Source organism: Arthrobacter sp. MMS24-S77 (assembly GCF_054888235.1).
In genome coordinates, this window is sequence record NZ_JBTZRN010000001.1 from 4,405,463 (window position 1) to 4,418,744 (window position 13,282).

The 13,282-nt window shown below is 63.7% G+C and carries 12 protein-coding genes; 7 read left to right on the forward strand and 5 right to left on the reverse strand.

Annotation, left to right across the window (positions count from 1 at the left end; all coding sequences use genetic code 11):
* Nucleotides 1-7 precede the first annotated feature (7 nt).
* From ACX5I4_RS20365 to ACX5I4_RS20380, 4 genes are all read left to right on the forward strand, one after another.
* Entirely contained in the window at nt 8-865 is an 858-nt protein-coding gene (locus tag ACX5I4_RS20365; protein WP_461838267.1) for a branched-chain amino acid ABC transporter permease, read from the forward strand.
* Nucleotides 852-2,690, forward strand: a complete 1,839-nt coding sequence (locus ACX5I4_RS20370; protein ID WP_461838268.1) for a branched-chain amino acid ABC transporter ATP-binding protein/permease — start codon at nt 852-854, stop codon at nt 2,688-2,690. The genes ACX5I4_RS20365 and ACX5I4_RS20370 overlap by 14 nt, the downstream gene beginning before the upstream one ends.
* The gene (locus tag ACX5I4_RS20375; RefSeq protein ID WP_461838269.1) at nt 2,687-3,388 is read left to right on the forward strand and encodes an ABC transporter ATP-binding protein; all 702 of its coding nucleotides are present in this window, start codon (nt 2,687-2,689) and stop codon (nt 3,386-3,388) included. Before ACX5I4_RS20370 ends, ACX5I4_RS20375 begins: the two co-directional genes overlap by 4 nt.
* A gap of 88 nt (nt 3,389-3,476) precedes the next feature.
* Nucleotides 3,477-5,117, forward strand: a complete 1,641-nt coding sequence (locus tag ACX5I4_RS20380; protein WP_461838270.1) for an amidohydrolase — start codon at nt 3,477-3,479, stop codon at nt 5,115-5,117.
* A 153-nt stretch (nt 5,118-5,270) separates the two neighbouring features.
* On the opposite strand, the gene ACX5I4_RS20385 is transcribed toward ACX5I4_RS20380, so the two are convergent.
* Together ACX5I4_RS20385 and ACX5I4_RS20390 are read right to left on the reverse strand one after the other, a co-directional pair.
* Complete coding sequence (locus ACX5I4_RS20385; RefSeq protein ID WP_461838271.1) at nt 5,271-5,777, reverse strand: anthrone oxygenase family protein; 507 nt, start codon at nt 5,775-5,777, stop codon at nt 5,271-5,273.
* Entirely contained in the window at nt 5,774-6,505 is a 732-nt protein-coding gene (locus ACX5I4_RS20390) for an NAD(P)-dependent oxidoreductase (RefSeq protein WP_461838272.1), read from the reverse strand. The genes ACX5I4_RS20385 and ACX5I4_RS20390 overlap by 4 nt, the downstream gene beginning before the upstream one ends.
* Nucleotides 6,506-6,565: 60 nt before the next feature.
* Between ACX5I4_RS20390 and ACX5I4_RS20395 the strand changes: the two genes are divergently transcribed.
* Nucleotides 6,566-7,054, forward strand: a complete 489-nt coding sequence (locus ACX5I4_RS20395; RefSeq protein ID WP_461838273.1) for a MarR family winged helix-turn-helix transcriptional regulator — start codon at nt 6,566-6,568, stop codon at nt 7,052-7,054.
* Nucleotides 7,055-7,235: 181 nt separating this feature from the next.
* Here ACX5I4_RS20395 and ACX5I4_RS20400 read toward each other — a convergent pair whose 3' ends face one another.
* From ACX5I4_RS20400 to ACX5I4_RS20410, 3 genes are all read right to left on the reverse strand, one after another.
* On the reverse strand, nt 7,236-8,384 hold the full coding sequence (locus ACX5I4_RS20400; RefSeq protein ID WP_461838274.1) for a mannitol-1-phosphate 5-dehydrogenase: 1,149 nt from the start codon (nt 8,382-8,384) through the stop codon (nt 7,236-7,238).
* Complete coding sequence (locus tag ACX5I4_RS20405) at nt 8,384-10,363, reverse strand: PTS mannitol transporter subunit IICBA (RefSeq protein ID WP_461838275.1); 1,980 nt, start codon at nt 10,361-10,363, stop codon at nt 8,384-8,386. The genes ACX5I4_RS20400 and ACX5I4_RS20405 overlap by 1 nt, the downstream gene beginning before the upstream one ends.
* A 68-nt stretch (nt 10,364-10,431) precedes the next feature.
* Complete coding sequence (locus ACX5I4_RS20410; protein WP_461838276.1) at nt 10,432-11,154, reverse strand: TetR/AcrR family transcriptional regulator; 723 nt, start codon at nt 11,152-11,154, stop codon at nt 10,432-10,434.
* Nucleotides 11,155-11,271: 117 nt separating this feature from the next.
* On the opposite strand from ACX5I4_RS20410, the gene ptsP reads away from it, so the two are divergent.
* Nucleotides 11,272-12,960: a phosphoenolpyruvate--protein phosphotransferase gene (gene ptsP / locus ACX5I4_RS20415; protein WP_461838277.1), complete on the forward strand. Its 1,689-nt coding sequence runs from the start codon at nt 11,272-11,274 to the stop codon at nt 12,958-12,960.
* A gap of 42 nt (nt 12,961-13,002) precedes the next feature.
* Nucleotides 13,003-13,281, forward strand: a complete 279-nt coding sequence (locus ACX5I4_RS20420; RefSeq protein ID WP_461838278.1) for an HPr family phosphocarrier protein — start codon at nt 13,003-13,005, stop codon at nt 13,279-13,281.
* Nucleotide 13,282: the final 1 nt, after the last annotated feature.

Consider the following 13,282-nt stretch of genomic DNA (forward strand, 5'->3'; position numbering starts at 1 on the left):
GGACACCATGCTCCAAGGCGCATTGGCCGGCCTGGCCGCCGGAGGACTCTACGCGGTGATCGCCGTGTGTTTAACCCTCATGGCGAGACTTGTGCGGGTCGTGAATTTCTCCCAAGTGGCGATCGGCATGTTCGCCGCCTACTTGGCGGTGATCTTCGCCGAGCAACACCTCCCCCAGTGGGCGGCAACCGCAGCGGGAGTCTGCGTCGGGGCCGTCGTCTCCGGCCTGATCGGCTGGATCATCGCGCAGTGGCTTCCAGAAGCCGGCATCGGAGCCCGCTCAGCAATTTCAGTCGCCTCCCTGCTGCTTCTGGTGTCCTTGTCGTTCATCCTCTTCGGCAGCAAGCCCAAGACCTTCAAATCACTGCTTCCGGGGCCCGCATTCAGCGTAGGCAACGTTGTGGTGACCCAGGTGACGGTGGTCATGGTGGCGTTGGCCTTGGTAGTTGCCGTCGGATGCCATGTGCTGCTCACGAAAAGCAAGATCGGCACCAAACTGCGCGCACTGTCAGAACGCCCGACGACGGCGGAACTTCTGGGAGTGCCGGCCAAGGGACTGAGCATCGCCGTATGGGTAGGCACCGGCCTCATCAGCGCGGCCGCGGTGTCCATCGTGGCGCCGACCCAGACGAACGACCCCATTTCCCTGTCCTTCATCATTGTTCCGGCCTCGGCCGCGGCATTGCTCGGCGGCTTCCGCAGGCTTGACCTGGCTGTTCTGGGCGGACTGGCCCTAGGCATGCTGCAGGGTGCTTTGGCCCAGTTCGAGCAAATGTCGGTTCTCCGCTACTGGGTCCCGTTCCTGATCATTGTCGTTTTCCTGCTGTGGACACAGAGAAAGGAAGTCTGGGATGTTGCGCGCTAACTCCTTTCTTGCCCGGGGGCCCGTGAAACCCGTTGCGATCGCCGTTGCCTGCGTGCTGGTCGGCTGGCTCCTCAGCGCGGTTTTGCCCGCCTACTTCGTCTTCCTCGGCACCACCGCGATCGTCGCCATGATCTCCTTGCTGGGCCTCGGCATTGTGACCGGGAGTGCCGGAATGATGGCCCTGTGCCAGCTCAGCTTTGCCGCAGTGGGAGCCTGGGTTGTGTCATGGCTTAACTCCGTGGATGCCCCAGGTGGCCTGATGGTGTGGCTCCCGCTAGGCGGGCTGGCCGCGGCAGCCGCGGGCGTCGTCGTCGGCCTTCCGGCACTCCGCCTCCGGGGCGTGAACCTCGCGGTAGTCACCCTCGGCTTTGCGGCCGCCGCAGACCTGACCTTGGGCAAGATCCAATTCCCCGGAACCCAAACGGGGATCCAAGTGACTCGTCCGGATCTCTTTCCCGGCGACCGCAGGTACTTCCTCTTCGCCGTGATTGTCCTGGTGCTGTGCAGCCTCCTGGTCCACTATCTCCAGGCGAGCCGCTGGGGAAGTGGTTGGAAATTCGTCGCTTTCTCGGAGCGCGGAACTGCTTCGGCCGGGACCAGCGTGACCGTAACCAAGCTGACCGCATTCGGGGCGAGCGCGTTCCTGGCGGGAATCGGCGGCGGGCTGCTCTCGGGCCAAGTAGGGCTCGTCTACCCCAGCAGTTTCACCACCATCCAGTCCCTGGCCCTCTACGTCCTGGCCATCGTCTCCGGCTCCTACTTGATCGACATGGCCGTGCTCGGCGGGATCCTCTGGGTGCTCGTTCCGGAATTGCTCAAACGCTTTGGGATTTCGCAGGACTGGGGATTTGTCATCTTCGGCGCCCTCGGCATTCAGTCCCTGACAACCGGCTCCAACCTCGGCGCCGACCTTCGCGCCATGTGGTGGCGCAGGACCCAGGGGCGTCGCAAGTCTGCTCCAGCATCTGCCGTGCCCGACGCCGAAGCTAAGGTCCTGACTGCGGCGCCACTCCCGGCGTCACTCCCGGCGGCGACCAGCCCGACGGCGGCTGTCCCGGCGGTGACCAGCCCGACGGCGGTGAGGCGTCCGACGTCGGCGGCGTCTGGGTCGGGGGCCGGCGCGCTGCTTTCGGTGCGCGGATTGTCGGTCACGTTCGGCCACGTGACCGCGCTCAGCGAGGTGGACCTGGACCTCGCTGAGGGCTCTGTCACGGGGCTGATGGGCCCCAACGGTGCCGGGAAATCAACCATGGTGGACGCGCTCGCCGGGTTCTTGCCACAGCACCAGGGAACCATCCAGTTGGCCGGCCAGCCCCTCAACGGGCTTTCCCCCATGGAGCGCGCCCGGTTGGGAATCCGCAGGACCTTCCAACAGGACCGCGTGCCACCCACGCTCAGCGTCGGCGCCTATGTCCGCTTTATCGCACGCGGACAGGCATCGGACGAGCGGGTGAAGGAACTCCTGGCGTTCTTCAACTGTCCGCCGCCGTCGACGCAATTGGCGAGGGTCGACGTCGGGACCCGCCGGCTGATCGAGGTCGCGGCCAATATGGCGGCGTCGCCCCGCCTCCTGCTGCTTGACGAGCCAGCCGCAGGGCTGTCCCACGAAGAACACGTTTCCTTCGCCGAGCAGTTGGTCCAGTTGCCCGATCGCTTTGGCACCACGCTGCTGCTGATTGAACACGATCTGGATATGGTCCGCTCGGTGTGCAATGACTTGGTGGTCCTGAACTTCGGCGAGGTCATCGCATCCGGCCAACGCGACGACGTGCTCGCAAATCCGCAGGTCATGACTGCCTACATGGGCGAATTGGAGGTCTCATGAGCGAGCTGATCCTCAACGACGTGAGCGTCAGCAGGGGCTCCGGTCCCGTGGTGTCCGGCGTCTCGTTGGTCGTGAAACCGGGGTCCTTGTTGACCCTGGTTGGCCCGAACGGTGCCGGGAAGACCAGCCTCCTGGAGTCGATTTCGGGCATTGTTTCCACCAGCAAGGGGGACATGTCCCTTGATGGTGTTCCGTTGGGCAAATTGTCCAGGATCAGGCGTTCGCGTTTGGGACTTGTCCACGTGGAGCAAGGCCGCACCGTCTTCCCGTCCCTGACCGTCCAGGAGAACCTGGAACTGACGGCCAAGTCTCCTGCTGGGGTTGATGAAGCCCTTGAGCTCTTCCCGGAGCTGCAAAAGCGAAGGAGTTCCGCGAGCGGCTTGCTCTCCGGCGGTGAGCAGCAGATGGTGGTTCTCGCCCGGGCCTTCGCTGCCCGGCCCAAGTACCTTCTGATCGACGAAATGTCCTTGGGACTCGCTCCAGTGGTTTTCCTGCGGCTTTTGCCCGTCATCCGGCACATCGCGGATTCGGGCGTCGGCATCCTGATGGTGGAACAATTCGCGCAACTGGCCCTCAAAATTGCGGATGAAGCCATCGTGGTGACTGGCGGACGAGTGACCTATGGCGGCCCGGCCGAACCGCTGATGACGGACCCCGCGCTGCTGCACCGCGCTTACCTCGGTTTGGCGGAAGTCTAGTTTCGCCCCCGCCGGGGCCCGACGTCGGCCCTCATCACAGCGACTGCCTGCCGGATGTGCAGGCCTCACCGAGCAAAAGGACAACACCATGACACTGCAGATCTTCGTCAACGCGGTCATCCGGACGCAGGACCCGAAGCGTCCCTGGGCCCGCTCCATGGCCGTTTCCGACGGCCGGGTGGTGGCCTTCGACGCCGACGCCGAGGCACTTGCGGGTGCCGGTACGGAATCTGTGGACTTGGACGGCGCCTTCCTCATGCCGGGCCTGATCGACGTCCACAACCACCATTCCCTGGCAGGGGCGGCCGATCTGTTCGAGTGCAATTTCCTTCCGACCGACGACGTGGACACCATTCTGGAGACCGTTGCCCGCTGGAGCGCAACCGTCGAGCCCGGCGCCTGGGTCATCGGAGGCAGCTGGGGCAGCGGCCTGTTCGCGGAACTCTCCCGCTTGGACACGCTCGCCCGGCTCGACCAAGCCAGCGGAGGTCGGCCTGTCTTGCTCAAGGACGACAGCAAACACAACCGCTGGGTCAATTCCGCCGCCATGGCATTGGCCGGGATCGATGCGACCACCAGCGACCCTGAAGGTGGCGAAATCCTACGCGACCCTGTGACCGGGACCCCCACGGGTGTCCTAATCGAGGCCGGCGGCGTGTTGGTTGAACGGGTCGTAGCAGCATCGCAGGGCTACAGCCTGGAACAGATGGCCCGTGCGTGCGCCCGGGGCATCGAGATTCTCCATTCCTACGGCGTCACAGCCTTCCAGGACGCAGCAACCTCGCTGCAAATAATGGAAGCCCTGCGGCACCTGGACCAATCCGAGGCTTTGGAGGCCTGGGTGGTCAGTTCCATGCAGGTCAACGACTTCATCTTCGGCACAACCCCGTTGGGCGAGGAACTGGTCTCCAGGGGTGAGGAATTCCGGACCGCCCACCATCGTCCCGACTTCATCAAGATCTTCCTCGACGGCGTGCCACCATCGCGCACCGCAGCTTTCCTGGAGCCCTACTTGCCGGACGAACACCACGCGCATGACTTTGCCGGCTACACCACCATGCCCGCGGAAGATCTGTTGGGGTGGCTTCGGCGGACCGCAAAGTCGGGCATCTCGGCCAAGATCCACTGCACGGGCGACGCTTCGGTCCGCATGGTGCTCGACGCCGTCCAAACCATCCGGGACGAGGGGTTCCACGAGGCGAAGTACCAGATAGCCCACGGCCAGTTCATCCACGAAGACGATCTCCCCCGCTTCGCGGCCCTGGACGTCAGCGCGGACATTTCGCCGTCGCTCTGGTTCCCGGGCGTCATCTACGAGGCCATCAAAACGGTGCTCCCACTGGAACGCGCCACGAAGATGCAGCCCAACCGCGACCTCCTGGACAGCGGCGCGACCATCGGCGGCGGCTCGGACTGGCCCGTCAGCGTCTCCCCCAATGCATGGGAGGCTATCCAAGGGCTCATCACCCGTGCCGACCCCACGGGACAATTCCCTGGAACCCTCTGGCCGGAACAAGCCATCACCCTCGAAGAAGCGCTGGCCTGTTACACGACTGCGCCCGCTCGAATGCTCGGACTGTCGGATCAGCTTGGCTCCTTGGAACCGGGCAAATCCGCGGATTTCATCCTGCTCGACCAGAACCCCTTCGAGGTGGAGCATACCGCCCTTGGCAGGATCCAGACCCTTCAAACGTGGTTCGCCGGCAAGCAGGTCTTCCAACGCGCCTGACCTCGGTGCCCACCCGCCGACGCTCGCTCACCTTTAAGGCGGGCAGGACGAACCCTCCATCACTTTTGTGGGTCCACATCGAAACCCTCCTTCATGTGAAGGAGGGTTTCGGCTATCCCCACCCAAGGTGAGGGAGCCGCTGGGGGCGGGAACTTATGCTGGCGCCGCCTGCAAATCCCGATGCCAGATCGGTTGCCGCGCGATGCTGGCGCACAGCGCCACGAAGGCCAATAGAGCAGCAAAAGTTCGTACGGCGTGGCCCAACTGCCACCGGTCACGAATGCCGGCCCAGTCCCCCGGCGGGTTCCGGACATTCCATCCGCCTTCCGACAGGTTGATGGGAACGTTGACCACAAGGGTTGTAACCAACGCCAAGAGCAGCAGCGCCAGTGCACCAGCCACCAACCAGAATCCGCCACCCCGCGTCCTTCGCTCCAGAAATACCAAAACCGCTGTGGCAGCCAGCCCGGGCAATAGCAGCACCGAGGCCAAAATAGGTAGCCCGATAAGGGCGATCTGCTGGAACTGGGCATAGACGGGGCCGTCAAATTGGCGAAGTGATAGCTCGAGGATGAGCACTCCGATGAGGAATCCAGCGAACAGGCCGACGAAAAGAAGCGCCGCGACACGAGCCACGGACTGGAACGGACGACGGTTCATGACAGCCTCCCCTCGGGCACACTGTCCGGCGAGGCCTTCTTGCTGCTGGCCTCACGGAAAAGGAGTTGAATAAGGCTTGGCTTCTGAGCGAAGGTGGCGACAGCCACGGTTTTGCGCACGAACTCATCCGAGGCGAGCTGCTGCAGCATGGAGTCTGCAAGGTCAGTCCGCGACGTAAAGATGCCATCGATATAGTCGACGGCCATCTTGTAGTCCGTGACGGACTCGGTCTCGAAAAGGCCGGAGGGCCGCATTATTGTCCAGTCCAAACCACTCGCGGCGACGGCCGTTTCCATCCGCCGCATGTCCTCGTACAGGGTCTTCCCCAGCAGCTTGGTAACGAGGGGCTGCAGTACTTTGTCGAAAAGGAACCCTCCGTGCGGGCCGGCCGTAGTGTCGGTGGCGCTTGAGCTCACGCAGACCAACCGACGGACGCCATGGCTGCCCATTGCCCGGATGATGTTGCCGGTGCCCACTGAATAGACCGTGATCGGCTGGCGGCTGTAGGGAACGCCGAGGGTTGAGAGGACGGCATCACTTCCTTCGACGACGGCGCTCACGTCCTCGAAGTTGTACACATCGGCGCCGACCACACTTAGGCCGGGAGCGGAAATCGGGAATTCGTGCGGCCTGCGCGTGACAGCGGTGACGACGTGTCCGGCGTCGAGCGCTTGTGCGGTGAGAATCCTTCCGGTGGGGCCGTTCGCCCCGAATACTGCAATCTTCATGTGATGCGGCCTCCGGTATTCTTGTCCTAGGAAAACCATACAATACAGAAACGATATCATATGAGTTCCATATCAAATCAAGAGGCGGCAACTCCCCGCCGTCGGCGGCGTGCTGTCGCTGAGCTCAAAGCCGAGCTTCGGGGCGTGCGCGTGCAACTAGCCGTACTCAATCACCAGGTCGGCACCCAAGCCGAGCTGAAGGACGTTGACCTTGATTGTCTTGACCTGATCTCAAGCCGCGGGCCGCTCAGCCCGAGCATGTTGGCCAAACACGCGGGCCTGCACCCGGCCACCATGACTGGCATCCTCGACCGGCTTGAACGCGGAGGCTGGATTGTCCGGGACCGCGATCCGTCCGACCGGCGCGCCGTAGTGATCCGGGTTCTTCCCGACAGAAACGCCGAGATGTTCCGCCTCTACTCGGGAATGAACAGCCTCATGGACACCATCTGCGCAGACTACGACGACGCTGAAATCGCAGTCATTACCGACTTCCTGCGGCGCGTCCAGGCCGCCGGAAGAACGGCGTCGGAAGAACTCGGCAGCTAATTGATGCTCGTTCACCTTTGAGGCATGAATGACGGAACCGTCCTTCACATGATGTGAAGGACGGTTCCTCGTTAACCCCCAGATCTGCAGGAGGATCGCCCGAAAGTGCCCCAAAGGTGAGCGAGCGTTCGGGAAAAAGCCCGCATATCAGAGCGAGCGTCGCCAGCCTGCCCCCGGGAGCCTAGGCCTCGGCCTTGCGGTCTTCGATGAGTTTCTGCACCTGCGGGAACAACGGGTGCGACGGCGGCAGGTCCGTGATGCGTTCCGTGGCCTCGGCGGCATCCATTTCCGCGAGCATCCGGGCGAGTTCCACGGCTTCGTCGTCTGCTCCGTCGTCGAAACGCAGGGCAGCGGACATCGCGTCGAGCAAGGCAACGGGAGTGACTCCGCGCTCGGCTAGTTCCGCGGCCGGTCCGATGAACCGTTCATGCCGGCCCAGCTTGCGCAGCGGAGCGCGGCCCACCCGGTTCACGGTGTCCGGCAGGTACGGGTTGGTGAAGCGGGACAGGATCTTCTGAACGTACGCTTCCTGCTCGGCCTCTACGAAGCCGTGCTTGGCCACGAGAAGCTGCTTCGTTTCCTCCAGCACGGCCCGTACTCGTGCAGCCACGGAGGCATCGGCCATCGCTTCGGAGATCTTCTCCAAGCCAGCGCCGTAGCCGAAGTAGGCTGCCGAGGCGTGGCCAGTGTTGACCGTGAACAGCTTGCGCTCGATGTACGGACCAAGTTCGTCCACGAAGGTCGCTCCCGGAATCACAGGTGCAGCACCCGCGAATGGGGTGCGGTCGATGACCCACTCGTAGAAAGTCTCCACGGTGACGTCCAAGCCTTGGCCGGGCGCCTGGTTGGGGACAATCCTGTCCACGGCGGTGTTGGCAAACACCGCCACAGAGGAAAGATCACCCGCGGCACCGTCCCACGCGGACTGCACTTCCGAGTGCAGCAGGTCGGTCGCGTTGATCGCGTTCTCACAGGCCATAACCTGGAGCGGAGCCAACGACGGCGACCGGCCGGCCAGGCCGCGGGCGATCACCGGCGCCACGAACTTGAGGATGTGCGGCCCCACCGCCGTGGTGACGAGGTCCGCCGTCGCGATTTCCGCGACGACGGCAACCTCCTCGGTGCCCGAATTCAGGGCCCGGAAACCGGACACGGTCTTGACCGCCGCATTTTCGCCAACCTCGTGGACCTCGTAGGAGGATGCGGAGGCGAGCTGGCTGATCAAGGCGTCCGCGACATCGGCGAAGACCACCTCATACCCAGCCTCGTGCAGCAGCAAACCGACGAATCCCCGTCCGATGTTCCCGGCCCCAAAATGGACTGCCTTCACTATGCGTTGACCTTTCCGAACAGATCCAGCACTTCCTGCACCGACGTGGCCTGCTCAAGCTGGGCCACCTGCGCCTTGTCCGTGAAGATCTTGGCGATGGAGGACAGGATGTGGAGGTGCTCGTTGTCGATGCCGGCGACGCCGACGACGAACTTGACCTGCTTGCCGCCCCAGTCGATGCCTTCGGGGTAGCGGACAATCGACACACCGGAGTGCAGGATGTGGTTCTTTGCGGCGTTGGTGCCGTGCGGGATTGCCAGGAAGCTGCCCATGTACGTGGACACGGATTCCTCGCGCTCATGCATGGCGTGAATGTAGCCCATGTCTACGGAGCCGCGGTCCAGCAGGAGCTTGCCTGCCTCGTCGATGGCCGAGTCACGGTCCGTCGCGGTGCCGTTGAGGATCACGCTTTCGGCGAGCAGGACATCCTTGCCCTCGACGGCGGTGGCCGGCTGGGCGGCAGGCTCGGCCGCCGTCGTCGAACCTTGAGCGCCGGGAGCCGCGTTGCTGCTCTTGACCAGCTCGACGATCTCGTCGTACCGCGGGCTGTTCATAAAGTTGTCCACGGAGACGTGCACGGCTCCGGTCGTGAGCGGCTGCGCGCGTTCGGCGAGATCCTGGTGCGTGATGACGACATCGTAGGTGTCGGTTAGGTTGGCGATGGCCGCGTTGGTGACCTTGACCTCGGGGAAACCGGCTGCCTTGATCTTGTTCCGCAGCACCGATGCACCCATGGCGCTGGAGCCCATGCCGGCGTCGCAGGCGAACACGATGTTCTGGATTGGGCGGGTCAGGAGAGCGGTACCGCCACCGGCACCCAGGAGGGCGGAGGAAACGGAACTCTTCTTGCCTTTCATTTCTTCCATCTTGGAGGTGGCTGCGCCAAGGTCAACCTCGTCGCTGTGATGCGTGGTACGGAGAATCAGCGAGGAGACGAGGAACGATACCGTCGCTGCCAAGATGACCGCCAAAATGACGCCCACGTAGCTGTCCCGGGAGGTCTGGGCAACGACTGCGAAGATGGATCCCGGCGCTGCCGGAGCCACGAGGCCGGAGTTGGTGATTGCGAGTGTCGCAATGCCTGTCATGCCGCCAGCGATAGCTCCGAGGATCAGCAGCGGGCGCATCAGGACATACGGGAAGTAGATCTCATGGATCCCGCCAAGGAACTGGATGATCAAAGCGCCGGGTGCCGAGGCCTTCGCTGCCCCGCGTCCAAAGAAAATATAGGCGAGAAGAATTCCGGCTCCCGGACCGGGGTTGGCTTCAAGCAGGAACAAGATGGACTTACCTTGGTCAAGCGACTGCTGGATCCCCAACGGCGTCAGTACCCCGTGGTTGATTGCGTTGTTCAGGAAGAGAACCTTGGCGGGCTCGATGAAGATGCTCGTAAGCGGAAGTAGTCCGTTGTGGACCAGGAACTGGACGAAATTGCCCGCCGCCGTACTGAAGGCCTGGACCAGGGGAGAAATCCCGAAGAAACCGAGCATCGCGAGCAAAGCTCCCCAAATACCCGCGGAGAAGTTGTTCACCAGCATCTCGAAGCCCGGACGGATCTTGCCATCCCAGATGGAGTCGATCTTCTTCATCGTCCAGCCACCGAGTGGGCCCATAATCATTGCACCGATAAACATCGGAATACCGGCGCCGACGATCACGCCCATGGTACCGATAGCACCCACCACGCCGCCGCGGACGTCGTAGACCATCTTGCCGCCGGTGTATGCAATCAGTAGCGGCAGCAGGTAGGTGATCATGGGGCCGACAAGGCCCACGTTCGGCGTGCCCGCGGCGTTGTTGCCGAAGCCGCCCAGTTCGGGGACGGGCAGCCAACCGGTCTTGATGAACAGGGCGGTAATGAGGCCCCATGCAATGAAGGCCCCGATGTTGGGCATGATCATGCCGGAGAGGAAGGTTCCGAACTTTTGGACACCAACGCGCACGCTGGTGCGCGGCTTCGCAACTGACGCTGTTGCCATGTGTGAATTCCTAACGTGAGTCCCGCATCAGTGCGGGATCAGTCGATATCTATCGAAGGAGGACAGCTCTAGGAGCTGCTGGAGATTCGGTGAAGCCATTCAAGGAAAAGCTTCAGTTCCGAACTGGATAGTTGGTCTGAATGCGAGGCTTGGAGTGCCGCATTCAGTGCGATTGCCGCAACAACAACGGACGACTTGCCGGAGTCGTCTGCTGCGGCGCCACGGGCTGTTTCCGTGGACACGGCGAAAATCATGGAATCCCGGGTCATGGTGGAGAGCTCGAGGTTCCGGTCTTCCAATGGCTCTGCAATGAGCATGAGCGTGACACCAACGTTGGCTGCCAGGATGCTCCTCGCTGCCTCTCGCGGGGGTACGTTGATCTGCCCGGCAATGGCCGCCTTGCCCAGCATTTCCTCCAGAAGCGACTCGGCATCAGCCACGATGGCCGGCCTGCTCTCCGGACGGATGTTACCGAACATCACCAGGTAAAGGTGCGGTTGGGTAAGCCCGAACTTGACGTGGTTGTCCCACATCCGTCGGACGTCCTCCAGGGGTTCCCCGGAGGGTGCGAAGTCCCGCTCTCCCGCCACGTACTCCTCGAAGCCGGCTGCAACGACGGCGTCGAACAGCCCCTCCTTGTCGCCGAAGTGGTGGTAAAGCGTGGGCGCCGTGACGCCGGCAAGTTTGGTGATTTGGCGCGTAGAGACCGGCGACCCGTCCGAATTCGCCAGCAACTCGGCAGCTGCACGGAGCAGCCGAGTTTTAGGCGGAAGCTGGTCATCGAAACTCATAGCCGCTACCCTAGCACCTATAGCAACGCTATATGAAGTGAGTCACAGGAGATTTTTTCGGACCCCGAGGCGCCGCAGCCGGTGGGTCCGATCCAAGAGCAGGAACAGAGGATTTCAGTGCAGAATTTCCAAGGAGTAGGCGTCAGCCCGGGCCGCGTCATTGGCACTATCCGTCAGATGCCCAAGCCAGTCAGCGAACCGCCGTCGGGCGAGCAGCTAGCCGTTTCCACCACGGCGGAAGAAGCCGTCGCCGGACTGAAAGCGGCGGCCCAATCGGTCCACGACGAACTCAAAGCACGCGCGGACAGGGCCAGCGGAGACGGCAAGGCCGTACTGGAAGCTACGGCGCTGATGGCCAAGGACACCATGCTCCTGAAATCGGCCACCAAGCTCATCAACAACAACGGCAGCTCAGCCGAACGCGCCATCTGGGAAGCCGGCGCCTCGGTATCGGAAATGCTCCACAACTTGGGCGGGTACATGGCCGAGCGTGCCACTGACGTCTTGGACGTGCGCGCCCGGATCGTCGCCGAACTTCGCGGCGTCCCCGCCCCGGGGATCCCGGCGTCGGACACTCCGTTCATCTTGGTGGCCGAAGACCTGGCCCCGGCGGACACGGCAACGCTGGACCCCTCCATCGTGACGGCACTGGTCACTTCAGGCGGCGGACCGCAGTCCCACACGGCGATCATCGCGCGCTCGCTCGGCCTGCCCGCCGTCGTCGCCGCCCGCGGAGTGGACGAAATCCCGGACGGCGCCGAGGTCTTTGTGGATGGCGCGGCCGGCTCCCTTTCCCTCGAACCCTCCGAAGAGCAGCGCGCCGCCGCCCTCGCGTGGGTCGAAAATGCCGCCACGCTGGCGGTTTTTGACGGAAACGGCACGACGGCGGACGGCCACTTGGTGCCGCTTCTCGCCAATGTAGGCGGAGCCAAGGACGCTGCCGCGGCCGCCGCGCTGGGCGCCCAGGGCGTAGGTCTTTTCCGCACCGAATTCTGCTTCCTGGAACGCGATACCGAGCCGACTGTGCTGGAACAAGCCGCCGCGTACAGGGGCGTGTTCGACGCCTTCCCGGGCAAGAAAGTGGTGCTCCGGACCCTCGACGCCGGCGCCGACAAACCCCTTCCGTTCCTCACCGACGCCACTGAACCCAACCCGGCCCTCGGTGTGCGCGGCTACCGCACCGACTTCACCACGCCCGGCGTCTTGGAGCGCCAACTCGAGGCAATCGCCATCGCGGCCGAGGAATCAGAAGCCGACGTGTGGGTCATGGCGCCCATGATCTCGACGCCGGCCGAGGCCGCCCGCTTCGCCTCGCTCTGTGACGCCGCCGGGATCAAAACTTCAGGCGTCATGGTGGAAGTTCCGTCCGCCGCTCTGACCTCGGCCTCGGTCCTGCGCCACGTAGGCTTCGCATCCCTGGGCACCAACGACCTCACGCAGTACGCCATGGCCGCCGACCGGCAACTCGGCCCCCTCGCCGAGCTCAACACCCCATGGCAGCCTGCCGTTCTGCGCCTCGTCCAGCTGACCGTCGCCGGCTCCGCCGAAGAGGGCAACAACAAACCCGTTGGCGTGTGCGGTGAAGCGGCCGCGGACCCGGCCCTCGCCGTCGTACTTGTTGGCCTGGGTGTGTCCACGCTGTCCATGACCGCACGGTCTTTGGCCGCCGTCGGAACCGTGCTCAAAACCGTGACGTTGGAACAGGCGCAGGAGCTGGCCCGCTTGGCGCTCAGCGCTCCCGATGCCCTCGATGCCAAAGCCTGGGTTCGTGCCAAATTGCCGATCCTCGAGGAACTCGGGCTCTGAGTCCGGCCGTACCAAACCCCTACCTGAACACAAGGAGTACCCATGCCCGAACGCACCGCCACCATTGCCAGCCGCTCCGGACTGCACGCCCGCCCGGCGGCGATCTTCGCCGAAGCTGCGGGGGAATCCACGGTTGAAGTGACCATCGCGATGGCCGGGGCGCCTGCCGATGACGCGCTCGACGCCGCCAGCATCCTTTCGCTCATGACGCTCGGCGCCGCGAAGGGGGACGTCGTCGTGCTTCGGGCCCAGGGCGACGGCGCCGACGCCGCCCTGGATTCCCTGGTAACCCTGTTGGAAACGGACCTCGACGCGGAGTAGG

Coding starts and splice junctions, on each gene's coding strand:
- ACX5I4_RS20365 (WP_461838267.1), top strand. CDS start 8: ATGCTCCAAGGCGCATTGGCCGGCCTGGCCGCCGGAGGACTCTACGCG.
- ACX5I4_RS20370 (WP_461838268.1), top strand. CDS start 852: ATGTTGCGCGCTAACTCCTTTCTTGCCCGGGGGCCCGTGAAACCCGTT.
- ACX5I4_RS20375 (WP_461838269.1), top strand. CDS start 2,687: ATGAGCGAGCTGATCCTCAACGACGTGAGCGTCAGCAGGGGCTCCGGT.
- ACX5I4_RS20380 (WP_461838270.1), top strand. CDS start 3,477: ATGACACTGCAGATCTTCGTCAACGCGGTCATCCGGACGCAGGACCCG.
- ACX5I4_RS20385 (WP_461838271.1), bottom strand. CDS start 5,777: ATGAACCGTCGTCCGTTCCAGTCCGTGGCTCGTGTCGCGGCGCTTCTT.
- ACX5I4_RS20390 (WP_461838272.1), bottom strand. CDS start 6,505: ATGAAGATTGCAGTATTCGGGGCGAACGGCCCCACCGGAAGGATTCTC.
- ACX5I4_RS20395 (WP_461838273.1), top strand. CDS start 6,566: ATGAGTTCCATATCAAATCAAGAGGCGGCAACTCCCCGCCGTCGGCGG.
- ACX5I4_RS20405 (WP_461838275.1), bottom strand. CDS start 10,363: ATGGCAACAGCGTCAGTTGCGAAGCCGCGCACCAGCGTGCGCGTTGGT.
- ACX5I4_RS20410 (WP_461838276.1), bottom strand. CDS start 11,154: ATGAGTTTCGATGACCAGCTTCCGCCTAAAACTCGGCTGCTCCGTGCA.
- ACX5I4_RS20420 (WP_461838278.1), top strand. CDS start 13,003: ATGCCCGAACGCACCGCCACCATTGCCAGCCGCTCCGGACTGCACGCC.